Source organism: Geobacter sp. AOG2 (genome assembly GCF_019972295.1).
Classification (GTDB): Bacteria; Desulfobacterota; Desulfuromonadia; order Geobacterales; family Pseudopelobacteraceae; genus Oryzomonas.
On the sequence record NZ_BLJA01000001.1, the window covers coordinates 2,739,225 to 2,763,801 of the forward strand.

Consider the following 24,577-nt stretch of genomic DNA (forward strand, 5'->3'; position numbering starts at 1 on the left):
ATGGGACTTATGGGACTTATGGGACTTATGGGACTTATAGGACTTATGAGACTTATAATCCCATACGTCCCATTGGTCCTATAAGTCCCAGAGGCCGGAGGCCAAAGACCAAGCCCAAAGCCACAAAGACCAAGCCACAAAGCCAAATCCACTCCCAGGAACCACCATGAATATCCTCAGCATCGACTCCTCCACCAACCTGGCCAGCATCGCCATTGCAGCCGACGACACCATCGTCGCCGAATCTCTGTTCCGCTCCGACAAGGCCCTTTCGGCCCGGGTCCTGCCGGAGATCGAACACATGCTGGCCGCAACGGGACTTACGGTGAACGCGATCGACCTGTTCGCCTGCGCCGTGGGCCCCGGTTCCTTCACCGGCGTGCGGGCCGGCGTCGCCACGATCCAGGGGCTGGCCCTGACCACCGGCAAGCCCTGCTTCGGCTTCTCCACCCTGGCTCTGGTTGCCATGAACTTCCCCCTGGCCTCCCTGCCGGTTTGCCCCCTCCTGGACGCCCGCAAGAACGAGGTCTACGCCGCCCTGTACGACTGTTCCTCCCCCCTCCCCTCCGCCATCATGGCCGACTGCGTCATGGGACCGGAAGCGTTCCTGGACCAACTCTCCGCCGCCACCCAGGGTCCGGTGATCTTTGCCGGGGACGGCGCTGTCCGCTACCGCGAGGTCATCGCCGCGCACCTGGGTGAACGCGCCCGCTTCGCCTCCACCCGCCACAACGTGGGCCATGCCGGAAACGGCGCGCTCCTTGCCCTCCACGCCTGGCACAACAATGCCACCTTGGAACCGGCCCGGTTGCTGCCGGTCTACCTGCGCCCCTCCGAGGCGGAATACGCCAAACTGGACCGGCAGAAGGCACTGTCCGCCAAATAAATTTTATCTAAAATAAAATATTTCATCTAAAGTAAAATTTTCTTGTCTACACCCTTTTTCCTGATATACTCCCCCAAAATCCTAACGGACGGAGCTTGCCATGAACATTCATGAGTACCAGGCCAAGGAGATATTCACCACGTTCGGCATCCCGGTCCCCCGCAGCAGGGTGGCCCTGACCGCGGACCAGGTGGAACGGGCCGCCAAGGAGATGGGGGGCCACTGCGTGGTCAAGGCCCAGATTTATGCGGGCGGGCGCGGCAAGGCGGGGGGCGTCAAGGTCGTCCACCATCCGGAGCAGGCCAACGACGTGGCCAAGGAGCTGTTCGGCAAAAAGCTCGTCACTCCCCAGACCGGGCCGGAGGGGCTCAAGGTCCGCCGCATCCTGGTGGAGGAGGCGGTGGAGATCGCCCGGGAGTTCTACCTCTCCATCACCCTGGACCGGGCCACTGCGCGTTACTGCCTCATCGCCTCGCCGGAAGGCGGCATGGACATCGAGGAGGTGGCCCACAAGTCCCCGGAGAAGATCTATGTCCTGACCATCGACCCGCTCATGGGGCTGCGCCCCTACCAGGCCCGCAAGATCGCCCTGGCCCTGGGGCTGACCGGCGTGGTGTGCGAGGACTGCGTGGAACTGATCCTCAACCTGTACCGCTGCTGCCTGGAAAAGGACTGTTTCCTGGTGGAGATCAACCCCCTGGTGGTCACCAAGGCCGGATGGCTGCTGGCCATGGACGGCAAGGTGTCCTTCGACGATAACGCCGTGTACCGGCACCGGGAATACCCGGACATGGTGGACTACTCCCAGCTCGACCCGCTGGAGATCAACGCCGGCAAGTACGACCTGGCCTACATCAAGCTGAACGGCTCCATCGGCTGCATGGTCAACGGCGCGGGCCTGGCCATGGCCACCCTGGACGTGCTGAAGGAGTTCGGCGGCGAGCCGGCCAACTTCCTGGACGTGGGCGGCGGGGCAACGCGGGAAAAGGTGGCCGAGGCGTTCAAGATCATCCTGGAGGACTGCGACGTAAAAGCGGTCTTCGTCAACATCTTCGGCGGCATCATGCGCTGCGACGTCATCGCCCAGGGGATCATCGAGGCGGCCAGCGAGGTGCAGTGCCACCTCCCCATCGTGGTACGCATGGACGGCAGCAACGTGGAGGAAGGAAAACGCCTCCTCATGGAATCGGGGCTGAACGTGCAGGTGGGCGACAACCTGGGAGACGGCGCCGAACGGATCGTCAAGATGCTGGGACAGGGGGGCAAATAGGCCATGTCTATATTGATCGATAAAAACTCCAAGATCGTCGTACAGGGAATCACCGGCCGCAGCGGCCTGTTCCACACCCAGCAGTGCCGCGCCTACGGCACCAACATCGTGGCCGGCGTCACCCCCGGCAAGGGGGGCATCCACATCGACGGCATCCCGGTGTTCAATACCGTGGAAGAGGCGGTGCGCTACACCCAGGCCAACGTCTCCATGATCTTCGTCCCGCCCCCCGCGGCGGCCGATGCCATCCTGGAGGCCTGCGCCGCCGAGCTGGACCTGGCGGTGTGCATCACCGAGGGGATTCCGGTGCGGGACATGGTCCTGGCCCGGTCGGTGCAGGAGCGAAGCAATACCCTCCTGGTGGGCCCCAACTGCCCCGGCGTCATCACCCCCGGCCAGTGCAAGCTGGGCATCATGCCGGGCTACATCCACAAACCGGGCAAGGTGGGCGTGGTGTCCCGCAGCGGCACCCTGACCTACGAGGCGGTCAAGCAGTTGACCGACATGGGCTTGGGTCAATCCACCTGCGTCGGCATCGGCGGCGACCCGATCATCGGCATGAAGTTCATCGACGTGCTGGAGCAGTTCAACAACGATCCCAATACCGAGGCGGTCTTCATGATCGGCGAGATCGGCGGCGGGGCCGAGGAAGAGGCGGCCTACTGGATCAGGGAGAACATGAAGAAACCGGTGGCGGCCTTCATCGCCGGGATCACGGCCCCCCCGGGCAAGCGCATGGGCCATGCCGGGGCCATCATCACCGGCGGCAAGGGCAAGGCCGAGGACAAGATCCGTACCCTGAACGAGTGTGGGGTGGTGGTGGCCGAAAGCCCGACCAAGATGGGGCATGCCATGAAGGAGGCGCTGAAGGCCGTGGCTAAACCCGCCCCGAAACCGGCGGCGAAAAAAGCGAAGAAGTAGGACTACACAACAAGGGTGTGAACTGGCCCCGTTTCCCGTGAGGGAGGCGGGGCTTTGTTATTGTGAATTGTATGTGGCCATTCACACAAACTTCCTCCCCTCACGCCGCTCGCTTGGCCGGGGAGTTTTGCGCCGCAGCTGCGCGCCTGCCGAGCCCTTCTGCAATGAGCGCGAGCACGAGGGTATTGATGCTGACACCTTCCGCTTTCGCCCGTGCCTGCAACGAAGCATGGAGCGAGCGGGGAAGCCTCTGGACGAACTTCACCGGCTTGCCTTCCTCGTCGTAATGGGTTGGGGCCGGTATCTGCCTCCCCATGTCCACCTGGGCCGCCATCCAGCTATCGAAAGCATCGCGGCCGTTGGCAAGGACCTCTTCCAGCGTCTCGCCGTCCGATATGCAGCCGGGGAGATCAGGAAACGTGATCATGTACCCGCCTCCATCCTCGGAGGAAAGGGGCGATACGATATGGCCGTATGCCTCGAAAGGAGCTGGTGGGGTAACAGGCTCGATTTGTTTTATGCTCATGGCGTATGCTCCTTGATAGCGTCAATCATTGCTATGAAATTTTTGACATAAACCGGCTTGATGGGACGATGCGCAGGGACGCACAGGCTTTCCGCAATCCCCTTCGCGGAGAAAACGTGATGGCTCCCCCCATTGTTACGTACTTCTATCCCATAACGCTCGGCCACGGACAACAGATCGTCAATACGCCAGTCACGAGGATTGTTCCTCATCCGTTCAAGTGTCTTGTCCGCTGTCGTCATGCTTTGATAGTATCATATATAACATTACAATCAAGATTTTTCGATGAAGCGACGGGGCTTCTTCATGTCCCCGCCCGTTCCAGATGGTCTTTGCTTGACAAGACGTTACGTTATAATAGAATGAGCAAATGGTGTGCAAATCCCCGCATAGGCGTAGGAATTGTTTTCGTCATCTCAGCGCTCTGGTGCTGGGGGCGATATATATTGTCATCGTCCTGGCGCCGCTTGCGCCCATGGCGCTGCATTTCAAGACGGTCGCCCATGCCGTGACGGGAGAATGTTCCGGCGACTGCGCCATCTGCGGGTGTTCGCCGGAAACGCGGGGTAAAACCTGTTGTTGCGTCAGAAAACACCGGTTTCTGGAAGACCGTGCGGCGGCCGCGAAGCAGGGCTGTTGCGCCACCAAGTCCACACCCCATGCCGAACCTGCCGCCAGGAAACCCACCTGCTGTTCGACCAAACCTGCGCCACCCGAACCGCCTGAAGACAGCGCCGCCCTTCCCCCCTGCTGCACCGGCAAGGGCAAAAATCACCGGTACGATGGGCATAAGGAGCCGGAGCAGGCCCCCGACCATGCGGTCACCGTACTCAAATGCGGCTGCCCCTGCGGCAGCGGTAAAGTGTTCGCCATGAGCGGGGTATCCTTCGAGATCCTCCCCGGCTCAGCACCGGGCAGCATACCTCCCCACGATTATTCTTCGGAACAACTGACCATCACCCACCTCATGAACTCCCGCCATGCGGAACCGCCCGAACCGCCTCCCAAACTCGCCCTTTTCTCCTGATACCATCGTGTAATCCCCTTTGCCCGTTCGGGGCATTGCCGCCCTCTTCCGGGGGCTGGTCCGGCATACGTATATGCGGGGCACGTCTCCACGTGCATGCTCCGGAAGGGTAATGCCGAACGTCGCGACATCCGGGGGATGACCTGCACATCTGAGCCGTCTTGCGATAACAGGCCCCGCCGGTCGAGCTTTTTCAAACGACAGCGGAGACCTCAGGCCGGTCGTGCCACCGGCCCCGCAGCGGATTTCGGCGGAACGGAACAGTTCTGCGTCCGGCCGCACGCCTGCAATGAAACTATAGGAGAATATCTCATGCGCACAACGATCACAGCGACCATCATGGTCTGGGCCGTGGCGGCCTGCCTGGCCCAGGCCGAAGAGTCGATACAGCAACAACAGGTACTTGACGATGCGGTGGTAACGGCAACCAGGCCCGCCGCCGGACCGGTCAATGCCGCAACCCTTAAACCCGCGGAGATCGCCGCCAAGCGCCCCGCGGTGAGCGACACCACCCAACTGTTAGGCGATGTGCCGGGTGTCAGTATCTACAGCGCCGGCGGCGTTTCCGGCCTGCCGGTCATTCACGGGCTGCCCGACGACCGTATCCGCATCAAGGTTGACGGCATGGACCTCGTCTCGGCCTGCGCCAACCACATGAACTCACCGCTTTCGTACATCAGCCCGGCCAATGTGGGGAGCTTGACGGTATTCCCCGGCATAAGCCCGGTCAGCCTCGGCGGAGACAGCATCGGCGGCGCGATCATCGTCACGTCGAGGGAACCGCGCTTCGCCGGTAACGGCGAACATCTGCTGACCACCGGCGAACTGGGGGCGTTCTACCGTTCCAACGGCGATGCGTTCGGCGCCAACCTGTCCGCAACGGTTGCCAGTGAAAATACGAGTATCGGCTACAACGGCTCCGTCGCCCAATCGGGCAACTATAAGGCGGCAAGCGACTTCAAGCCGGGGGTTCTGGCCACCGGGACCGTTGACGGCGACCATTGGATCGCCGGCGACGAAGTCGGTTCGTCCAGCTACCGGGCCGAAAACCATCAACTGGGTGTCGCACTGCGCCATGACAACCACCTGCTGGGCCTGAACTTCGGCTATCAGCACATCCCCTACCAGGGCTTCCCCAACCAGCGCATGGACATGACGCTCAACGAAAGTTTTCAGGGCAATCTCAAATATACCGGGAACTTTCTCTGGGGAACCCTGGAAGCCCGTTTTTACGACGAGCACACGCGGCACAGCATGAATTTCGCCGACGACAAGCAATATTATTACGGCAGCGCCGCCACATTCATAGCACCCGGCATGCCCATGGAGACCGAGGGCAACAACCTGGGAACCGTCCTCAAAGCGGACATCATGCTTTCGGAACGGGACCTTCTCCGCGTGGGAACGGAATACCAACGCTATCGCCTGAACGACTGGTGGCCGCCCTCGCCGTCGGTCTTGCCCGCGGGATACACCACGGGTGGCATGGCCCCCAACACGTTCAAGAATATCAACGACGGCCAGCGGGACCGCCTGGCCCTCTTCGCCGAATGGGAGGCGCAATGGAATCCGGAATGGCTGACCCTTTTCGGCGTGCGCGGCGAGTGGGTGGAAATGAATACCGGCCCGGTGCAGGGATACAATGACGGCTCCGCATACAACGGCGCGCCGTTGTACCCGGTCACCACCTTCAACGCCCTCGATCACCACCGTTCCGATTACAACGGGGATCTGACCGCCCTGGTCCGCTATACCCCGAATGCCCTGTGGTCGTTCGAAACCGGGTACGCCATAAAGAGCCGGTCGCCCAACCTCTATGAGCGTTACGCCTGGTCGTCGAACCGCATGGCCATGGAGATGGTCAACTTTGCCGGCGACGGCAACTATTACATCGGCAATCTCGACCTGAAACCGGAGGTGGCGCATACCATAAGCGCAACCGCCGACTGGCACGACGCCGCGAGAGAGCGGTGGGGGCTCAAGATCACCCCCTACTACACGTATGTCCAGGATTACATCGACGCCCGCCGCTGCCCGACCGGCGTATGCGGCACCAGCGCCGCCGTGCAGAGCAGCCTGACCGCCACCAGCGGTTTCGTCTATCTCCAGTTTGTCAACCAGTCGGCCCAGCTTTACGGGGTCGACGTCTCCGGGGCCGTGCCGGTGGTCTCAACCGATGATTACGGCAAGGTTACCGCGACCGGCGTGTTCAGTTACGTCCGGGGCACCAACGAGACAACCGGCGACAACCTGTACAACATCATGCCGCCAAACGCGAAACTGGCCCTCATTCACAAGATCTGGGGCTGGACCACCACCGCGGAAGGCGAATTCGTCGCGGACAAGACCGAGGTGTCCCAGGTGCGGGACGAACTGAAAACCGGAGGCTACAGCCTGTTCAACCTCCGCAGCAGCTACGAATGGAAATATGCGCGGCTCGACGTGGGCATAACCAACCTCTTCGACAGGTTCTACAACCTGCCGTTGGGAGGGGTCTATACCGGTCAGGGCGCAACCATGTCGGGAACCGCAATCCCGGCAAACATTCCGGTCCCCGGTATGGGGCGCTCGTTCTATGCCGGATTGACCGCCAAATTCTGAGTTCTTTGGCGGCAGAGAGGTGTGCCGCGTGCCGGCGGTGGTGCCTGCAAGGGAGGAACAGCAATCCGCATGCAGACGGAGGAGCCCAATGAGTAGGCCGTTTAAGGAATTGATCATTTCGCTCGCAGCCCATGTGGGGCTCGTGGCGTTTTTGGTAAGTTTCAGCGCGCACAGCGCGAAGCCTACCACCCCGGTAGTTATTGATCTCACGCTCAATAACTACCGGGCCCCCGAGCGGCCCGCGGTGAAAAGCCGGGCACGGCAGGTCGTCCCACCCCTGCAGGCCGCTCCACCACCGGCATCTCCGGCACGGCCGGTTCGCGTCAGGCCGGAGCCGCAGGTGCAACCGGCGCCGGTTGTCAGCCGCCAGGCGGCTCCGGCGCCCGCCGCCCCCGTAACGGCGCAGGCGGTGGTCGAAGCGCCGCATCAGGTCGTTACCGTCCTGGAACCCTCGGCTACCCCCGCCATGCACGGCGCCGGAAGCGAGGATGGCCGGATCACCGCGGAGAAGGCGCAACAGCGCTATGTGAAGGAGCAGTATACCTATATCCACGACCTGATCGTCAGGAGGCTTGTCTACCCGCAGGCCGCCCTGCGCATGGGGTGGAGCGGCAGGGTGGTGCTGTCGTTCGTCGTTGCCGAAAACGGCAGTGTCCGCTCCCTGCAGGTCAAGGTGAGCAGCGGCTATCCGGTTCTGGATGCCCGCGCCGTGGACACGGTCCGGCAGTGCGTTCCCTTTCCCCGCCCGCCGGTGGCCGCCGAGATAATAATGCCCGTGCTCTTCAAGTTGCAGTAACGGCAGGGATGCCGCAAAACGGGGATGGTGTGGGACGGATGACTTTTAGAAAGGATTTTTGCGGCAATACATGATATTTTGCGGAGACACCGGATGAGGAACAGGGCAGCGTCCGTTCCGCACCGTTGACAACAAACCGGGGAGAGGAGAGCATTGAAGTGATTACCGCGTTTTGTACGACCGAGGCGTTTGACCACCTGGAGCTTTACCGCACTTTTCTTGAGCGGGAGACCGATACCACCGGCACCGTGGTACTGCACCACGGCCGGGTGAAACGTCCGGGAAAGCAGGTGCCGGACTTTTCCACCGTCGAGTTGAAACCGCTTGTTCCGGACAGTGACGACCGTTTGGCCGCCCTTGCCCGCCAGGCGGAGGAGCAATTTCAGCTCAACCAGGCTCTTGTGGTGCACCGGCTCGGAACAATCGGCGCCGGTGATTCGGTGCTGCTGGCGATTGTTTCCGGCAAAACCCGTGATCGCTGCTTTGCCGCCTGCTCCTGGATCGTGGACGAAATCAAGCGGGAAGAGTTCATCGAATTGATAGAGCGCCCCTGACGCACATCGGGTCGTCATGCATGGGGGCGGGCCGGCAAACCTCGAAACACCGGGGCTTCTTCCCGGCCCCTACCCTCCCCCCCACAGCGGATCGGTCTTGAACTGCTGCCAGATGCGCTCTTCCGGGTTCTGCTCGTAAAACTCCTCCTCGGCAAAGGAGAAACGGTACTCCTTGACGTAATCCAGCAGCACCTGATATGCGGCGTTCACGTTGCGTATCATCTCCGGGTCGCTGTCCTTGCCCGTATCCGGGTGGTAGCGCTTTACCAGACCCCGGTGCCGGGCCTTGATCTCTTTCAGGGAGGCGCGTTCGCCAAGGCCGAAGAGTTGGAGCGACGTTTTCAGATCCACATAGGTCAAGGCGACCTCCTCGCCGTTAATTCCGAACGATCTTCAGGGGTCCGCTCTTTAGTCGATTTTTTGCGGTATAATCAACAAAGGGATCGCGTACCGCCGTCACCTTCCGGAGGTAAAACTAGGAACAACGGCACTCGCCATCCTGTCCTTTTTCGTACATAAGCCTGAATCCGCACTTCTGGCACCGCCAGAAGAGGCCGCCTCAACCGGGCAGCAGGAACATGGTGCCCTGACATTCGGGACACTTTCTTTCAGTTTCCATGGTGGGTCCCTCCTTTGTCGCAGGTAATGTCGCCGCCGCCAGCGACCGGGCGTGGCGCTGACGCGCGGTTACGGCAAAGCCAGTGAAAGCGCGGAAGACGGCGGCGCCGGGCAGCGCACGGGAAAGCGAATTTTAGTGGTTGATTTACTCTGCTTTTTAGTATACCCAGAACAATATTCAAATATCAATATGTAAATATATTAGCCGGACGGAATACGATGGGGCAGGGATTCGCCGGGGCGGGGGAGAACATCGGCGCGAGGCGCAACGGACGCGAGTGAAAGTCAAAAACAGCACAGGAGGATACCATGAAAGCCAATCGCATTAGTACGTTCCTGATCGTTATGGTGGCGGTTTCGATTTCGGCGGCAATGACGGCCTTCGCAGCGCCCGGCATGGGCGGGCGCGGCAGCGGCGGCTGGGGCATGGGGGGCTCATTCCAGCGGATGTACAACCCGGCGACCGTGGAGACCGTGAGCGGCGAGGTGGTCTCCGTGGACCGGATGACCCCTATGAAGGGGATGGGCACCGGAATCCACCTCAAGCTCAAGACCGACAAGGAAACCGTTTCAATCCACCTGGGCCCGGCATGGTTCATCGATCGGCTGGAGACCGGGATCAGAAAAGGTGACAAGATCGAAGTCAAAGGCTCGCAGGTGACGGTTGCCGGAAAACCGGCCATCATTGCGGCGGAGATCAAAAAAGGGGATGCGCTTCTCAAACTCCGCGACGACAACGGGGTTCCCATATGGGCCGGATGGAGACGCTGAAAAGATATCCGGTTCAACCCGGAGGATCATTGTGAACATCGAGGAGTCGTTATGGAACTGAAGATCACCTTCCCCGGCGGGAAGAAAGTTACTGCGGAGATCGACGGCAGGTTTGTTCCCACGGACCAGCCGGTGGAAGACGGCGGAGAAGGCTCGGCGCCGAGCCCTTTCGACTATTTCCTTGCCTCTCTCGGAACCTGCGCCGGCATTTATGTTCTCAGCTTCTGCCAACAGCGGCAGATCGCCACGGAGGGGTTGGCGCTGACCCAGAAGATGGAGTTCTCCACGTCTGCGGAAGGAAAGAAGAGGCTCTCCAAAGTAACCATCGGGATCGACCTCCCCCCCGGCTTCCCGGAAAAATACCAGAACGCCGTCATCAAGGCGGCGAGCCTCTGCACGGTGAAAAGGGTGCTCATGGACCCGCCGGAGTTCGAGATCACCGCCAAAATGGCATAGCCATACCGGTGCCGACGCGAGAAGCGGAAACATACCACAGCGAACCACAGCCCAGGAGACCAGCATGCACCTGAAGAAGAAAGCCCCCGCAGCATTTGTCGCGATCCTCGCGCTCGGCATGTTCGCCGGGACGGCGCTGGCCGCCTCGCCGGTCTTCGATGTTGACCGGACGTTGTATCCTTACTATCCGTCACTCATCACGTGGAATAAATCCAGGGCCGAATTCACCCCGCCAAGCGTCTGCAAGGATTGCCACGTCAAGCAGTACAAGGAATGGACCGGTTCGGTTCATAGCCTCGCGTTCCGGGACCCGGTCTACCTGGGAGAACTCAACAAAGCGAAAAAGGCGGTCGGCCACGAGATCACGCGGCAGTGCGAAGGGTGCCACTCCCCGGCCGGCATGGTAACGGGTGAGATCAAGGGGCCGGGGAATGCCGGACTGAGTGAAATGGCCCTGGCCGGGGTTTCCTGCGACATCTGCCATTCCATCAGCGGGGTCACCCACTGGCAGACCCCCTCCCATGAACCGGAAAACGGCTCCTTCATCCTCACGCCGGGCATTGAGACCAAGGAAGGGGTGCAACTGGTCAAACGCGGCCCGATCAAGCCATACGACGGATGCGGCGGCGGGTTCCATGAATGCGCCGAGTCCGGGCTCCATCTTCAGGCCGACCTCTGCGCCTCATGCCACCAGGTCTATCACTACGACGCCCACTTCCCCCTGGAAGCGACGTACATCGAATGGAAACACGGTCCCTACGCCCAGAAGAACATCATGTGCCAGGACTGCCATATGGTGGATATCCAGGGATTCAAACGTTCCGCCGAAGAATTCAAAAAACCGGAGCGGAGCGAGTACCGGCATTATTTCAGCGGGGCCAACTACCTGTTGACCTATCTTGCCGCCGGAGCCGCCAGGAAAGCAGGGGATAACGATCAGGCGAAAATCCTGATGAAGCAGTACGAGATGGCGGTGGAACGTTTGCAGTCGGCAGGGGACCTGGAGCTGTCCCCGGTGTATCGGAACGGACGGCTGGCGGAGGTCCGGGTGCGCGTCAAAAACATCCGGGCGGGGCATAATCTGCCCACATCGCTCACCAATGTCAGGCAGATGTGGCTGGAGATCACGGCAAAGGACGAAACGGGAAAGGTCGTCATGACCAGCGGCGCGGTCAAAAGCGACGGCACGTTGCCCGACGATACCCGCATCTTCAACTCCGACGGCATGGGGGATAATTTTCACTTTGCCGTGGACCCGTGGGTGGTTACCGCCTTCTCCCGGCACGACACCATTCCACCCCGGGGCTACAAAGACGTCTATTACGGGATTGCCGCCCCTGAAAATGCGAAATCGCTGTCCCTGGAAGTAAAACTCCGTTACCGGCAGGCGGACCAGAAGGTTGCCGAGGCGTTGTTGGCCGCCGTGCCCAAGGACATCGACCTGGAGAAAATCTACGGGCTCAAGGTGGTGCCGCCCCTTCCCGTGGTTGACATGGTGGTCAGGCAGTCGGCATTTGCCACGCAACAGCCTTGACCGGAGCCGTTGCGGCAGCGGCAAACGCACGTGCCCATAACAAACTAACGGAGACGCTATGGAACAGTTTCTGGCAACGGTAAAGGAAACCGTCAACCCCGCCACCCACCCCGTGGGCGTCAACCTGGTACGTGATGCCGCGCAGGTCGAAGGATTGAAGATCAAGGTGCGCGGCAAGCGTCTGGCGATTTGCCAGCAAATCGCCTACAGCCGCATGTATTCCTGGTCGACCTGGACCGAGGCGGAGACGGGACATTGTGTGCTGGGAGCGTCCTGTGCCGGCATGATACCCCCGCCGGAGCGGGTCCTGGACGGTTCGGTCAATGCGGGCATCTATCAGGAGACCAAAGAGGCGGCGGCGGCCATGCAAAGACTGATGCCGCGGGTCGAACCCGGCGTCGCGGGTGTCCTGACCTACCCGCTGGCCCGCCCTTTCGAGGGATTGCCCCCCGATATGGTCGTGGTCTATGTGAACTCGGCCCAGGCGATGCGCTTCGTGCAGGCCTTCCTGTACCAGGAGGGCGGGGAGTTCGTCATGAAATCGTCCGGGGACGCGGGGGTCTGTTCCCGGACCGTTGCCCAGGTAAAACTGACCAATGAGCCGACGGTGGAGATACCCTGCATGGGAGACCGGCGCTTTGCCATGACCCAGGATCACGAGTTGATCGTCGGCATCCCCTTCGAATGGCTGGGCCGCACCGCAAAAGGGCTGGCGGCGACCCACAAGGCGGGAATCCGTTACCCGGTACCGTTCCAGATCCCCGCGGAATGCGAATTGCCGCCGGATTACATCACCAGCGGGGACGATGCCGGACCGGCCTGACGGCCTCACGGGCGGGAGATATCATGAATAGATTGCTCGACTACCAGTTTCTCATCCCGCTGGTCCTGCTGCTCGGCTTTGCGCCGTTCTATCCCCAGCCGCATATCGTGGAGAAGATCAGGATGCTGCTGGCCGGAACCCTGAAACGGCCCATCGATATCTTCGACCTGTTCTGGCACGCCTGGCCCTTTGCCCTGCTTGCCTACCGGATAATCCGGGACCTGGGGCGCCAGGCCGGGTGACGCAACAGTTTGAAACAGACATTTTCAACAAAGGAGAGGTAATGGAACCGCAAGAACTGCTGAAACGCATGAAAACGAAAAAAGCGCCGACGGTGGTGGATGTCCGCACGATCTTCGAGTTCCGCAAAGGTCACATCCCCGGAGTAGTCCACGCCCCGACCTGGAAGATCCTGCTGAAGCTGGCACGCCTCCCTTCCGACAGGGACACCGAGATGGTGGTGACCTGCGAGCTTGGCCCCCGCGCCCAGATAGCAAAGGGATTGCTCAATCTGTACGGCTACCGGAACGTGGTGCTTCTCGCCGGGCAGATGGCCGGTTGGCGGAGGGCCGGGCTCCCCCAGGAAAAATGACGCACGGTACGGTGTCGGCCGTTCTTCCGGCGCCACGGGTCGCAACCACGGGGATGGTCGCGACCCGTCCGCGCCCAGCGGACTACCGGAATCTTCTCACGCGGGCACCGGACGCACGGTCAGCACCGGACAGGGAGAGGTTTTCACCACCCGCTCCGCGGTGCTGCCGAAGATGAAGTGGTCAAACCCCTGCCGGCCGTGAGTGCCCATGACGATCAGGGATGCTTTTTCCTCGGCGGCCTTCCTGAGAATCTCCTCGTGGGGTATCCCGATTACCACGCATGCCGTTGCATCGGGAAACCGCTCCGTCAATCCTCCGCAAAAATCCGCCATTCTGCTTTTTGCCCCTTCCTCAACCTGCTTGTCCAACTCGTCGAAGGAGACGTCGGGCACGTAGAAATTCCGCAAATCCACCTGATGGGCAACCACATGAACGATGACCAGGCGGGCGCCGTAGGTCGTGGCCAGGGTCGCGGCGTAATCGAAGGCATAATCCGATACTTCGGAAAAATCCGTGGCAAACAGGATGGTGTCGATGGTTTTCATGGCATGTCCCTTTCCGTTGTAGCCTGCTTCAGCTAATCCAGCCAATGAGTATGGCCGTTGCACTCGTTACCGACACAATCGCCCAGAGTATGACGCCTTGAGCCAGCGGTTTTACGCCCGTTCTGCCCAGGACCTCCCTGGTCAGGCCGCAGCCGATCAGGAAGAGCGTAACCACCAGGCTCTGCTTCGCCACGCCGTTCAGCGGGTTCCAGACCTGATTGAACTGGGGCAGCGCTGTTTTGATGGCCGCGGCTGCTATGAAGCCGATGATGAAGAGCGGAACCTTCACCTTTCCCTCCGACTTGGTAAACCAGGCGGCGACCAGGGCGGAAGGCATGATCCACAATGCCCGGGTCAGTTTGACCGTTGTGCCGATGGCCAGGGCAAGCCCGCCGTAGGCCGCCGCGGCCCCCACCACGCTGCTGGTGTCGTGGATGGCCAAGGCGGACCAGAGCCCGAATTGGCGTTGCCCCATGCCGAGAAGGTGCCCCAGGGGAGGAAACAGGATCAAGGCAATGGAATTGAGGGTGAAGACCGTGGCCAGGGCAACGCCCGTTTCCTCGGCCTCCGCCTTGATAACCGGGGCCATGGCCGCTATGGCGCTGCCGCCGCAGATGGCGGACCCGAAACATATCAAGGTTGAGGTGCGCCGGGGGATTTTGAACGACCTGCCCAGCAGATACCCTACGATCATGGTGAAGCTGATGCTGACGGCGGTGTACAGGAAGGCATCCTTGCCGGTTTTAAGAAGCTCCGGCAGATTCATGCCGAATCCCAGGCCGACCACCGAGGCTTGCAGCAAGCGCCTGCTCCAGGTGGACGTGGTCGCGCTCCAGGGATTGCCGATCGCGATCCCGAAGGTGATCCCTGCCACCAGCGCAATGGGGGCGCTTACCCCCGGCCAGCAACAAACCGCCAACAGCACCCAGAACACCGCTTTCAAGAGATTACCGTTTTTCACACCGGGCTCCTTTGCTACGAAGATATTGACACTATAGACAAAGCCGAATATAAATAAAAATGAATAATATTTATATTTAGCATCAATTGGATTGAACAATGTCATTATCCCTCCGACAGTTGGAGATATTCGAAAAGATTGCCGCCACCGGCAGCGTCACACGAGCGGGCGAGGAATTGTTCCTGACCCAATCGGCGGTCAGCATGGCCTTGTCGCAGTTGGAACAGATGAGCGCGACCCCTCTGTTCGAACGGGCCGGAAGACGTCTCCTCCTGAACGACAGCGGGCGCTTGCTGCTGAAAGACGCCCGCGAGGTCCTTCTGGCCGTCAAGCGCATCGAGCGCCAACTCCAGGGCGATGGCGACCAGGAAATGGTGGGTGAATTGCTGGTGGGGGGGAGCACCACGATCGGGAATTACCTGCTGCCGGCACTGCTGGGAATCTTTGCCAAACGCTATCCGAAGACCAGGGTGGAATTACAGGTGGGCAACACGCACCAGGTGGCGGAGTGGCTGGAAAACGGCTCCCTCGATATCGCGTTCGTCGAGGGACCGTGCCACAGCAGGGGGCTGGTCTCCGTCCATTGGCAGGACGACGAACTTGTGGTGGTGACGGGCCCGGAACATTCCTGGGCCGGGGTTCGGGCCGTCACGCCGGACATGCTCGCATCGGCCCCCTGGATCATGCGCGAAAAAGGTTCCGGCACCCGCGAGATCTTCGAGGACGCCATGGAGAAGGCAGGGATCGGCTATTCCATATCGCTGGAATTCGGCCATACCGAGGCCATCAAGAACGGCGTCGCCTCGGGGCTCGGGGTAAGCTGCCTGTCGCGTATAGCCGTGCGCCGCGAGCTTGAGTATGGCCTGCTTGTGGAAGTGGCAAGCCCGCTGATGCTCAAACGTTCCCTTTCCCTGCTCAAACGGCGAGAGAGTCACTGTTCGCCCCTGTTGGCGGCCTTTCTGGAGGTGTCCGGCGGGCGGTGGGAGGTGAGGTGACCGGACCCCACGCCTTCCCCGACAAGATGGAGAAGCGCGCCGGAGAGTACACAGGATACGTTTTGCTAGTTTACAGTAATCTTTATTATATTAATAAGGTTTATAACCTACTAAAATAGTTTGCAATAGTTGTTAGCCCATTTATTTTGAGGTATATCCGTTTCATTCTTGACACTTAAAATCTCCGTGCTATTTTGAAGCAAATTAAAATCCTATAGTTTTGGCAAAGGCGCCGCGGACAACTACAAATCCACGGCGCCTTTTTCTTTTTTTGTCCGCTGGCGGCGGTGCATGAGTCCAAAAACTCCCGCGGTAGTAATGTCGCGGAAGCCGGCTATGGGACACAATCTATTCGGAAAGAACGCTTCCACCTGTCATAGGCATAATGTCGTCATTCCAAGGGAGAAGGAGTACGCAGCCATGTTATTTTCCCCGGTAATTCACTTGATGACCCAGTTGAGGATCAGCCAGAAGGTACTTCTTCTTATCGTCATCATGACAATACCGTTGGCCATGATGTCGTATTACCTCGTGGCGGAGACACGGGAGAATATCAATTTCTCGGGAAAAGAACGGCTTGGCATGAAATGCATGCCCTTTGGATACGGCCTGCTCGATTCCGTGATAAGCCTGAGACAGAACGGCAGCGGCAAGACGGATATCGCCGCATTCGAAGGTTCCGTCAAAGGGATTGACGGCGGCCTGCTCTCGAAGGATGCGCTGGATGCGCTGCAAAAGGCCGGCGGTGCGCAAACCGGGAATATCGACGCCATCGGCGATGCGGTTGTGGCGGCCATAGCGGATATTGCCGACAATTCCAACCTGACGTTGGACCCGGACATAGACAGCTACTACCTGATGGACATACTCACCACCAGACTGCCGGCCATTATGGATACGACATCGAGGGTGACCGTCCTGGTCCGCAGGATAGAGGCAGCCAAAACCCTCTCCGCCGACGACAAAACCCAGCTCATTGTCTATCTCGGCCAGATTGCGGCACTCAGGAACGCCATTTCCGGGGATGTGGCCAAGGTGTACAAGGTCACGCCCGCCATCAAAACCAAGCTGGACAGCGCCATCCAATCGATCATATCCCCATCGGCGCAGTTCGAGGAAGCGATCAACAAGACCTTGCTGGCCCCTTCGGTTGTTTTCGACGAATCCGTTCTTGCGCCGGGCCTCGCAGTCATCCAGCACGGGGCGGCGACGTACGCACCGCTCGGCAACGAACTCGACTCCCTGTTGGAGGCGAGAATACACAAGTACAGCTCCAGGATGACCACACGCCTCGTTATCGTGAGTGTAATATTTCTTGTGGCGCTCTGGATCGCCTCGGGCTTCTATTTCGCGACCCGCAGGGCGGTCGGTGCCATCCATGAAGGAATAAGCGCCGTGGCCGCCGGAAATTTCAAAGCGGAGATCACGGTGGCGTCCAAGGACGATTTCGGGGATATTTCCCGCAGTCTGTCCAATATGTCGGCGGATTTGCGGCTCATGGTCGATGCCATAGCGGCGTCGGCCGTACACGTTGCCACGGCTTCGGCGCAATTGCACGCAACAGCCAACCAGGTTACGGACATTTCCAGCGATATTACGGAACGCGTCACGACCATGGCGACATCGACCGAGGAGATGTCGGCGACAAGCAACGAGATTTCAAGAAGTTGCTATTCGGCGGCGGAGGATGCGATACATTCCGGGAATGTAGCCCAGGAAGGGGTCACGGTTTTCAATGAGGCGGTCGCCGGGATGGTTGCAATAACGGACATCGTCAACAATGCCGCTCTCTCCATCCGCAATCTCGGCGCCAAGTCCGAGCAGATCGGCGCGATAATAGGCACTATTGAGGACATTGCCGACCAAACGAACCTGCTGGCCCTGAATGCGGCCATCGAAGCCGCACGGGCCGGCGAGCAGGGGCGCGGTTTCGCCGTGGTGGCCGACGAGGTGCGCGCCCTGGCCGAAAGGACGACCAAGGCGACAAAAGAGATTGGCGATATGATCAAGGCCATACAAACGGAAACATCCCAGGCGGTCAGGGTTATGGAGAGCGGGGGCAAGGAGACGGAGAGTGGCGGGGCATCGGTCAAAAAAGCGGAACAATCCCTGGGGACCATCCTCGAGAAGGTGACATCGGTTTCCACGCAGATCGCCCAGATCGCCACGGCAGCCGAGGAGCAGGCGGCCACTTCAGGCGAAATCTCCGGCAGCATCTATCAGATCACCACTGCCGCGAAACTGATGGTGCGCAGCTCGGAAGAGACAACCTCGACCGCCGCGCAGTTGGCCCAGGAATCACAAAATCTCCGGGGGATGGTGGACAAGTTCGTCCTCTGATGCAGCACCCAATCGGGGCGGGGCCATACGTCGACAAAACATGCCCTGAGGCCAAGGTTCCACACAAAACAAAAAATAACGCCCGCATTCCGGCCAGTTACACATATCTACTTGTAATAAAAGCACTAACTGCCGATTGACGTACCGGCCAAAACCGGGCATACTATCCGCACATACCACCGGACGGGAACTCTTGAGAGGTCCCGTTCTTTTTTGCATCCGGCTCCGCTTCCCCTTCGTCAATAACGCTTGTTCGCTCTCAAAAGGTCTTGCCATGGAAACACCGCCCTTCGTCCATCTCCACCTCCATACCCAGTATTCCCTGCTGGACGGCGCCATCCGCGTCGAAGACCTGGTCCACAAGGCCGAGGATTATCACATGCCGGCCCTGGCCATCACGGACCACGGCAACATGTTCGGCGCGGTGGAGTTCTATCTCAAGTGCCAGAAGGCCCACATCAAACCGATCATCGGCTGCGAGGTCTACCTGGCGCCCGAGTCCCGCTTCTCCAAGGAGGCACGGGGAATCTCCGACGCGGCCTACCACCTGATCCTGCTCTGCCAGAACATGGAGGGGTACAAGAACCTCTCCTACCTCACCTCGGCCGGCTACAAGGAGGGGTTCTACTACCGCCCCCGCATCGACCGGGAGATCCTGAAGGAACACAGCGGCGGGCTCATCGCCCTGTCGGCCTGCCTCAAGGGCGAGGTGGCCATGCAGTGCGGCCGGAACCGGATGGAAGACGCCGTGGCCACGGCCCGCTGGTACGGCGAGGTCTTCGAGGACCGCTACTACATCGAGTTGCAGGAAAACACCCTGGCCGAGCAGGATGTGGTCAACAAGCGCCTGCTGGAGGTGGCGAGCGAGCTTTCGCTGCCGCTCGTGGCCACCAACGACTGCCACTACCTGAACCGGGAGGATGCCCGCGCCCACGAGGTGCTGCTCTGCATCCAGACCGGCAAGACCATGAGCGACCCGACCCACATGAAGTTCACGGCGGACGAGTTCTACGTCAAGTCGCCGGAGGAGATGGCCAAGGCCTTTTCCTACGCACCCGAGGCCGTTGCCAACACCGTGGCCATCGCCGAACGCTGCAACCTGGAACTCCCCCTGAACAAGGAATACTTCTTCCCCCACTTCGAGCCGCCCGCCGGCAAGACCCACGACGAGATGCTGGAGCAGTTGGCCACGGAAGGGCTCAAGGAGCGCATGGTCACCATCCTGGACAAGTACCCGGACATGCCCCTGGAGCGGCAGCAGGCCTACTTCGACCGCCTGCGCATCGAGCTGGACTGCATCCGGCAGATGCAGTTCCCGGCCTACTTCCTGATCGTGTCCGACTTCATCAACTGGGCCAAAAACCAGGGTATCCCGGTCGGACCGGGCAGGGGTTCGGCCGCCGGTTCGCTGGTGGCCTACTCCATCAAGATCACCGACCTGGACCCCATGCCCTACAACCTGCTGTTCGAACGGTTCCTCAACCCGGAACGCATCTCCATGCCCGATATCGACGTGGACTTCTGCATGGACCGCCGGGAAGAGGTCATCCAGTACGTGGTGGAGAAATACGGGCGGGAACGGGTCTGCCAGATCATCACCTTCGGGACCATGAAGGCCAAGGCCGTGGTGCGGGACGTGGGGCGGGCGCTGAACATGACCTACGGGGACGTGGACCGGATCGCCAAGCTGGTGCCGGACGATCTGAACATGACCCTGGACAAGGCCCTGAAGCTGGAACCGCAGTTGAAGGAGATGGCGGCGGCCGACCCCCAGGTGAAGGACCTGCTGGAGACCGCCGTCTGCCTGGAAGGCCTGGCCCGCCACGCCGGCACCCACGCCGCCGGGGTGGTGGTGGCCCCCCAGCAGTTGGAGGAGTTCCTGCCGGTGTACAAGGACCAGAAGACCGGTTCCATCAACACCCAGTACTCCATGAAGTACGTGGAGATGGTCGGCCTGGTGAAGTTCGACTTCCTGGGGCTCAAGAACCTTACCGTGATCCAGAACGCCGTCAAGCTGGTGCGGGAGGGTAAAGACCCGAACTTCGACATCACCCGCCTGCGGGACGACGACCAGGCCAGCTACGACCTCATCTCCTCGGGCAACACCACCGGCATCTTCCAGCTCGAGTCCAGCGGCATGAAGGAGATGCTGGTCAAGCTCAAGCCCTCCTGCTTCGAGGACGTGATCGCCGCCTGCGCCCTGTACCGGCCGGGCCCCCTGGGATCGGGCATGGTGGACGAGTTCATCGACCGCAAGCACGGCCGCCAGAAGGTGGTCTACGACCTGCCCCAACTGGAGCCGATCTTGAAGGATACCTACGGGGTCATCGTCTACCAGGAACAGGTCATGCAGATCTCCCGCACCCTGGCCGGCTATTCCCTGGGCCGCGCCGACCTGCTGCGCCGCGCCATGGGCAAGAAGGACCCGGCGGTCATGGCCAAGGAAAAGGAGCCGTTCCTGGCCGGGGCCAAGGCCCAGGGGCTGGACCTGAAAAAAGCCGAGGCGATCTTCGACCTCATGGCCAAATTCGCCGAATACGGCTTCAACAAATCCCACTCGGCCGCCTACGCCCTGATCGCCTACCAGACCGCCTACCTCAAGTCCTACTACCCGGTGGAGTTCATGGCCGCGCTCCTCACCTGCGACATGGACAACACGGACAAGGTGGTCAAGAGCATCGGCGACTGCCGCGAGCAGGGGATCGAGGTGCTGCCGCCGGACGTGAACAAGTCGGGCCTCTCCTTCACCGTGGTGGGCAACTCCATGCGCTTCGGCCTGGGAGCGGTCAAGGGGATCGGCACCGGCGCCGTGGAGGCGATCCTGGAGGCGCGGGCCGAAGGCCCCTTCAGGGATATCTACGATTTCTGCGAACGGGTGGATATGCGGCGCGCCAACAAGAAGGTGCTGGAGGCCCTCGTCAAGTGCGGCGCCTTCGACTCCACCGGCGCCTTCCGCATGCCCCTGATGGAGGGATTGGAACAGGCCATGGCCTACGGCCAGAAGATCCAGGAGGAGAAGTCCAGCGCGCAGGTTTCCCTGTTCGACACCGCCGAGGTGGTGAAGAACAACGGCAACGGCGGCATGCGCCTCCCCGACCTCCCGGAGTGGCCGGACAAGGAAAAGCTGGCCTACGAGAAGGAAGCCCTGGGCTTCCTCATCACCGGCCATCCCCTGGATCGCTACGTGGACGACATCAAGCGCCTGGCCAACTCGGAGATCGCCAACCTGTGCGAGCTGCCCGACGGCTGCGAGGTACGGATCTGCGGCATTGTCTCCGCCTTCCGCGAGATTCCCACCAAAAAAGGAGATCGCATGTGTTTCGCCACCATCGAGGACCTGACCGGTTCGGTGGAGATAACCGTGTTCCCCGACACCTATGTGGAAACCTCCAGCCTGCTCAAATCCGATGACCCGCTGCTGGTGACCGGCAAGCTGGAAAAGACCGAGAAGGGCGCCAAGATCCTGGTCAGCCGCCCCAGCGCCGACAACGGGCGCAGAGGAGGCCACCAACGCGACCCCGGCCCGGCGGGCGACATCAAGCTGCTCCAGGAGGCCCGCGCCCAGACCACCAAGCGGGTCTGCTTCACCCTGCGCACGGATGAGCTGCCGGTGGAGCGGCTGGACGCCCTCAAGACGATCATCCAGCGCTACCACGGAAGCGTGCCGGCCTGCATCCAGTTCCTCATACCGGAGCGAAGCCGCGCGACCATGCCGCTCCCGCCGGATTTGAGCGTCATGGCCATTGATGAATTAAGGCTGGAAGTGGAGCGACTGTTCGGCTATAATGCCGCCACTTTCGAGTAAGGCCTTATAGGACTTATAGGACCTATGGGACTCATGGGTCCTATAAGCAAAATCAATTGAGGTGTCATTATGGCAACCCCGTTTCATCTGGAATTCGAAAAACCGATCGTTGAACTTGAGAAGAAGATCGAGGAGTTGAACGCCCTGGCCGCCGACGGCCTGGATATCGGCGCCGACGTGTCCACCCTGGAGGGGCGCGTGGAGGAGATGCGCAAGGAGATCTTCTCCAACCTCTCCCGCTGGCAGACCGCCCAGGTGGCGCGCCATATCAACCGCCCCTTCACCCTCGACTATATCGGTAACATGTTTACCGAATTCGTGGAGCTGCACGGCGACCGCAACTTCGGCGACGACCACGCCATTGTGGGCGGCCTGGCCCGCTTCGACGGACAGCCGGTCGTGGTGATCGGCCACCAGAAGGGACGCGACACCAAGGAGAAGGTCTACCGCAACTTCGGCATGCCCAACCCGGAAGGGTACCGCAAGGCCCTGCGCCTGATGCAGATGGCGGAACAGTTCAAGCTGCCGGTCATCACCTTCGTGGATACGCCCGGCGCCTACCCCGGCATCGGCGCCGAGGAACGCGGCCAGGCCGAGGCCATTGCCCGCAACCTGCGCGAGATGGCCAGCCTGCGCACCCCGATCATCGTCTGCATCACCGGCGAGGGCGGTTCGGGCGGAGCTCTTGCCATTGCCGTGGGCGACCGCATCCTGATGCTGGAACACTCCGTCTACGCCGTCATCTCCCCGGAAGGATGCGCCGCCATCCTCTGGTCCGACGGCACCAAGGGCGAGCAGGCCGCCGAGGCGCTCAAGCCAACCGCCAAGGACATCATCGGCCTGGGGGTCATCGACGAGATCATCACCGAACCTATCGGCGGCGCCCACCGGGACCACAAAGCCATGGCCGCCACCCTGAAAGAAGCCATTGCCCGCAACCTGGCGGAGTTGAACAAGCTCACTACCTCCGACCTGGTGGAGCAGCGCTACCGGAAATTCCGCGCCATGACGCGCTGCGTGGAATAGAGTAGATCAGGGAAAAACAGAATCCGCCACAGAGACACGGTGACACGGAGAAAGGCGAATCTTGAAGGGATGAGATTTCATAAGTCCTATCAGTCCCATTCGTCCCAGTTATTTCCGTGAACCTCCACGGCAAAGGCATTTTGCAAGATTAACAGGGGCGGCTTGACCGCCCCGTTTTCGTTAAAGAGGTACGACTATGTTGGAACGCCTGCAAAAACTCATCTCACAGGCCGGCATCACCTCCCGCCGGGCCGCCGAGGAACTGATCGTAAGCGGCCGGGTGACGGTCAACGGGGTGGTGGTTACCGAACTGGGGAGCAAGGCCGATCCGGCTGCGGACCGCGTCGCCGTGGACGGCAAGCCGCTCCAGTTCAGCGCCAAGCATCTGTATATCCTGCTCAACAAGCCGACCGGCTACATCACCGCCCTGAAGGACTCCCAGGACCGCCCCCTGGTGACCGACCTGCTGAAGGGTGTGGAGGAACGAGTCTATCCTGTGGGCAGACTGGATTACAACACCGAGGGGCTTCTGCTCCTGACCAACGATGGTGATTGGGCCAACCGCCTGATGCACCCGCGCCACGAGGTGGAGAAGGAGTACCACGTCCGGGTGCGCGGCAAAGTGTTGGAACAGCAGTTGAAACGGATGGCGGGCGGGGTTGAACTGGAGGACGGCGTCACCGCGCCGGCGGTGGTGCGGTTGGTGAAGAGCAGCGACCAGAACGACTGGATCTCGGTGACCATCCATGAGGGAAGAAACCGCCAGGTGCGACGCATGTGCGAGGTGGTCAGCCTCTCCGTGGTGCGCCTCAAGCGGGTGCGCTACGGCTCCCTGGAGATCGGGGCGCTGAAGCCGGGCCAGTTCCGCTACCTGACCGAGGCCGAGGTGCAGGCGCTGCTCCATCCGGGGCAGGCACCACAGCCGGAACCGCAGAAGATAAGGAAGCCACACCCTTCCCGCAGCACGACAAAGGCTGACCTGGCGGCGACCGGACATCCCCGGAAACCACGCAGTACGACAAAAAAAGTCGCAGAGGCGGCAGGACGCCCCCTCGCCCGGACGACCGATAAGCAGACGAAAAGGCAGCCCTCCCGCACGAAGCCCGGAGAATCGCCGCGCCCGCGCCACCGATAAGGTGCCCCGTTCTTACGTTCCGCCGGGGCGGCGTGCCCTCCCCCTATGGAGCCAGGATTCTCAAAGCATTTCTATGGGGATTGCCCTGACGACTATGGACTCCTGCCTGAAAAGGCGCTCCAACCTCTCCCTGAACCCTTTCCACCATTCGCGGTCCACTTCCCTTACCATGACTTCGTAGATAACGATTTCATCCTTTACCGCGTCGCTTAGTCCCTCTTTCCACAACCCTTCGGCGGGAGACCTGACATAGGCAGTTATCCCCCCGAACTGTTCGGCGAGTCCGTCCCTGACCTGAAGATACATCGATTGCGGGAAAGGGTGCCCATCGTTGTCGCACAGGGGGAGCAAAAGCTGAATCAGGTTCATGAGATCACCTTTTTGTCAGTGGCAT

At 60.7% G+C, this 24,577-nt stretch carries 22 protein-coding genes and 1 pseudogene; 18 read left to right on the forward strand and 5 right to left on the reverse strand.

Going from position 1 to position 24,577, the window contains the following annotated elements:
- The first annotated feature begins 166 nt into the window (after positions 1 to 166).
- The 3 genes from tsaB to sucD all read left to right on the forward strand — a co-directional run bounded on the left by tsaB (position 167) and on the right by sucD (position 3,077).
- Positions 167 to 886 (forward strand): tRNA (adenosine(37)-N6)-threonylcarbamoyltransferase complex dimerization subunit type 1 TsaB, encoded by a 720-nt coding sequence (gene tsaB, locus LDN12_RS12595; protein WP_223923009.1) that lies wholly within the window; start codon positions 167 to 169, stop codon positions 884 to 886.
- A gap of 100 nt (positions 887 to 986) precedes the next feature.
- The gene (gene sucC / locus LDN12_RS12600) at positions 987 to 2,156 is read left to right on the forward strand and encodes an ADP-forming succinate--CoA ligase subunit beta (protein WP_223923010.1); all 1,170 of its coding nucleotides are present in this window, start codon (positions 987 to 989) and stop codon (positions 2,154 to 2,156) included.
- A gap of 3 nt (positions 2,157 to 2,159) precedes the next feature.
- Entirely contained in the window at positions 2,160 to 3,077 is a 918-nt protein-coding gene (sucD, locus tag LDN12_RS12605) for a succinate--CoA ligase subunit alpha (RefSeq protein WP_223923011.1), read from the forward strand.
- Positions 3,078 to 3,177: 100 nt separating this feature from the next.
- On the opposite strand, the gene LDN12_RS12610 is transcribed toward sucD, so the two are convergent.
- Positions 3,178 to 3,603 (reverse strand): type II toxin-antitoxin system HicB family antitoxin, encoded by a 426-nt coding sequence (locus tag LDN12_RS12610; RefSeq protein ID WP_223923012.1) that lies wholly within the window; start codon positions 3,601 to 3,603, stop codon positions 3,178 to 3,180.
- A 427-nt stretch (positions 3,604 to 4,030) separates the two neighbouring features.
- Between LDN12_RS12610 and LDN12_RS12615 the strand changes: the two genes are divergently transcribed.
- The 4 genes from LDN12_RS12615 (at position 4,031) to LDN12_RS12630 (ending at position 8,581) form a co-directional block, all read left to right on the forward strand.
- A complete protein-coding gene (locus LDN12_RS12615) occupies positions 4,031 to 4,630 on the forward strand; it encodes a hypothetical protein (RefSeq protein WP_223923013.1) in 600 nt (199 codons plus the stop codon).
- A 312-nt stretch (positions 4,631 to 4,942) separates the two neighbouring features.
- Complete coding sequence (locus LDN12_RS12620; RefSeq protein ID WP_223923014.1) at positions 4,943 to 7,231, forward strand: TonB-dependent receptor; 2,289 nt, start codon at positions 4,943 to 4,945, stop codon at positions 7,229 to 7,231.
- Between the two features lie 88 nt (positions 7,232 to 7,319).
- Complete coding sequence (locus tag LDN12_RS12625) at positions 7,320 to 8,027, forward strand: energy transducer TonB (protein ID WP_223923015.1); 708 nt, start codon at positions 7,320 to 7,322, stop codon at positions 8,025 to 8,027.
- Between the two features lie 158 nt (positions 8,028 to 8,185).
- On the forward strand, positions 8,186 to 8,581 hold the full coding sequence (locus LDN12_RS12630; protein WP_223923016.1) for a molybdenum cofactor biosynthesis protein MoaE: 396 nt from the start codon (positions 8,186 to 8,188) through the stop codon (positions 8,579 to 8,581).
- 69 nt (positions 8,582 to 8,650) lie between these two features.
- Here the strand turns inward: LDN12_RS12630 and LDN12_RS12635 are convergent, their stop codons facing one another.
- Positions 8,651 to 8,941, reverse strand: coding sequence for a J domain-containing protein (locus tag LDN12_RS12635; RefSeq protein WP_223923017.1), 291 nt, complete (start codon positions 8,939 to 8,941; stop codon positions 8,651 to 8,653).
- Between the two features lie 567 nt (positions 8,942 to 9,508).
- Between LDN12_RS12635 and LDN12_RS12640 the strand changes: the two genes are divergently transcribed.
- The 6 genes from LDN12_RS12640 to LDN12_RS12665 all read left to right on the forward strand — a co-directional run bounded on the left by LDN12_RS12640 (position 9,509) and on the right by LDN12_RS12665 (position 13,375).
- Positions 9,509 to 9,970, forward strand: coding sequence for a DNA-binding protein (locus LDN12_RS12640; RefSeq protein ID WP_223923018.1), 462 nt, complete (start codon positions 9,509 to 9,511; stop codon positions 9,968 to 9,970).
- Positions 9,971 to 10,021: 51 nt separating this feature from the next.
- Positions 10,022 to 10,426: an OsmC family protein gene (locus LDN12_RS12645; protein WP_223923019.1), complete on the forward strand. Its 405-nt coding sequence runs from the start codon at positions 10,022 to 10,024 to the stop codon at positions 10,424 to 10,426.
- A 64-nt stretch (positions 10,427 to 10,490) separates the two neighbouring features.
- Positions 10,491 to 11,960, forward strand: a complete 1,470-nt coding sequence (locus LDN12_RS12650; protein WP_223923020.1) for a cytochrome c family protein — start codon at positions 10,491 to 10,493, stop codon at positions 11,958 to 11,960.
- Between the two features lie 58 nt (positions 11,961 to 12,018).
- Positions 12,019 to 12,783: a DUF169 domain-containing protein gene (locus LDN12_RS12655; RefSeq protein WP_223923021.1), complete on the forward strand. Its 765-nt coding sequence runs from the start codon at positions 12,019 to 12,021 to the stop codon at positions 12,781 to 12,783.
- A 23-nt stretch (positions 12,784 to 12,806) separates the two neighbouring features.
- Complete coding sequence (locus LDN12_RS12660) at positions 12,807 to 13,025, forward strand: hypothetical protein (RefSeq protein ID WP_223923022.1); 219 nt, start codon at positions 12,807 to 12,809, stop codon at positions 13,023 to 13,025.
- Positions 13,026 to 13,066: 41 nt separating this feature from the next.
- Entirely contained in the window at positions 13,067 to 13,375 is a 309-nt protein-coding gene (locus tag LDN12_RS12665; RefSeq protein WP_223923023.1) for a rhodanese-like domain-containing protein, read from the forward strand.
- Between the two features lie 96 nt (positions 13,376 to 13,471).
- Here the strand turns inward: LDN12_RS12665 and LDN12_RS12670 are convergent, their stop codons facing one another.
- Entirely contained in the window at positions 13,472 to 13,921 is a 450-nt protein-coding gene (locus LDN12_RS12670) for a universal stress protein (RefSeq protein WP_223923024.1), read from the reverse strand.
- 28 nt (positions 13,922 to 13,949) lie between these two features.
- Positions 13,950 to 14,882, reverse strand: a complete 933-nt coding sequence (locus LDN12_RS12675; RefSeq protein WP_223923025.1) for a YeiH family protein — start codon at positions 14,880 to 14,882, stop codon at positions 13,950 to 13,952.
- 98 nt (positions 14,883 to 14,980) lie between these two features.
- Here LDN12_RS12675 and LDN12_RS12680 point away from each other — a divergent pair, with 98 nt between their 5' ends.
- The 5 genes and pseudogenes from LDN12_RS12680 to LDN12_RS12700 form a co-directional block, all read left to right on the forward strand.
- Positions 14,981 to 15,877 (forward strand): LysR substrate-binding domain-containing protein, encoded by an 897-nt coding sequence (locus LDN12_RS12680; RefSeq protein WP_223923026.1) that lies wholly within the window; start codon positions 14,981 to 14,983, stop codon positions 15,875 to 15,877.
- A 420-nt stretch (positions 15,878 to 16,297) separates the two neighbouring features.
- Positions 16,298 to 18,217: a methyl-accepting chemotaxis protein gene (locus LDN12_RS12685; protein WP_223923027.1), complete on the forward strand. Its 1,920-nt coding sequence runs from the start codon at positions 16,298 to 16,300 to the stop codon at positions 18,215 to 18,217.
- Between the two features lie 274 nt (positions 18,218 to 18,491).
- Positions 18,492 to 22,022, forward strand: coding sequence for a DNA polymerase III subunit alpha (gene dnaE, locus LDN12_RS12690; RefSeq protein ID WP_223923028.1), 3,531 nt, complete (start codon positions 18,492 to 18,494; stop codon positions 22,020 to 22,022).
- Positions 22,023 to 22,091: 69 nt separating this feature from the next.
- Positions 22,092 to 23,048 (forward strand): acetyl-CoA carboxylase carboxyltransferase subunit alpha, encoded by a 957-nt coding sequence (locus tag LDN12_RS12695; protein ID WP_223923029.1) that lies wholly within the window; start codon positions 22,092 to 22,094, stop codon positions 23,046 to 23,048.
- 196 nt (positions 23,049 to 23,244) lie between these two features.
- A pseudogene (locus LDN12_RS12700) lies at positions 23,245 to 23,946 on the forward strand (pseudouridine synthase); the annotation flags it as partial.
- Positions 23,947 to 24,243: 297 nt separating this feature from the next.
- Here the strand turns inward: LDN12_RS12700 and LDN12_RS12705 are convergent.
- Positions 24,244 to 24,552, reverse strand: a complete 309-nt coding sequence (locus LDN12_RS12705; RefSeq protein ID WP_223923030.1) for a hypothetical protein — start codon at positions 24,550 to 24,552, stop codon at positions 24,244 to 24,246.
- Between the last annotated feature and the right edge of the window lie 25 nt (positions 24,553 to 24,577).

Coding starts and splice junctions, on each gene's coding strand:
- tsaB (WP_223923009.1), top strand. CDS start 167: ATGAATATCCTCAGCATCGACTCCTCCACCAACCTGGCCAGCATCGCC.
- sucC (WP_223923010.1), top strand. CDS start 987: ATGAACATTCATGAGTACCAGGCCAAGGAGATATTCACCACGTTCGGC.
- sucD (WP_223923011.1), top strand. CDS start 2,160: ATGTCTATATTGATCGATAAAAACTCCAAGATCGTCGTACAGGGAATC.
- LDN12_RS12610 (WP_223923012.1), bottom strand. CDS start 3,603: ATGAGCATAAAACAAATCGAGCCTGTTACCCCACCAGCTCCTTTCGAG.
- LDN12_RS12620 (WP_223923014.1), top strand. CDS start 4,943: ATGCGCACAACGATCACAGCGACCATCATGGTCTGGGCCGTGGCGGCC.
- LDN12_RS12625 (WP_223923015.1), top strand. CDS start 7,320: ATGAGTAGGCCGTTTAAGGAATTGATCATTTCGCTCGCAGCCCATGTG.
- LDN12_RS12640 (WP_223923018.1), top strand. CDS start 9,509: ATGAAAGCCAATCGCATTAGTACGTTCCTGATCGTTATGGTGGCGGTT.
- LDN12_RS12645 (WP_223923019.1), top strand. CDS start 10,022: ATGGAACTGAAGATCACCTTCCCCGGCGGGAAGAAAGTTACTGCGGAG.
- LDN12_RS12650 (WP_223923020.1), top strand. CDS start 10,491: ATGCACCTGAAGAAGAAAGCCCCCGCAGCATTTGTCGCGATCCTCGCG.
- LDN12_RS12655 (WP_223923021.1), top strand. CDS start 12,019: ATGGAACAGTTTCTGGCAACGGTAAAGGAAACCGTCAACCCCGCCACC.
- LDN12_RS12660 (WP_223923022.1), top strand. CDS start 12,807: ATGAATAGATTGCTCGACTACCAGTTTCTCATCCCGCTGGTCCTGCTG.
- LDN12_RS12665 (WP_223923023.1), top strand. CDS start 13,067: ATGGAACCGCAAGAACTGCTGAAACGCATGAAAACGAAAAAAGCGCCG.
- LDN12_RS12670 (WP_223923024.1), bottom strand. CDS start 13,921: ATGAAAACCATCGACACCATCCTGTTTGCCACGGATTTTTCCGAAGTA.
- LDN12_RS12680 (WP_223923026.1), top strand. CDS start 14,981: ATGTCATTATCCCTCCGACAGTTGGAGATATTCGAAAAGATTGCCGCC.
- LDN12_RS12685 (WP_223923027.1), top strand. CDS start 16,298: ATGTTATTTTCCCCGGTAATTCACTTGATGACCCAGTTGAGGATCAGC.
- dnaE (WP_223923028.1), top strand. CDS start 18,492: ATGGAAACACCGCCCTTCGTCCATCTCCACCTCCATACCCAGTATTCC.
- LDN12_RS12695 (WP_223923029.1), top strand. CDS start 22,092: ATGGCAACCCCGTTTCATCTGGAATTCGAAAAACCGATCGTTGAACTT.
- LDN12_RS12705 (WP_223923030.1), bottom strand. CDS start 24,552: ATGAACCTGATTCAGCTTTTGCTCCCCCTGTGCGACAACGATGGGCAC.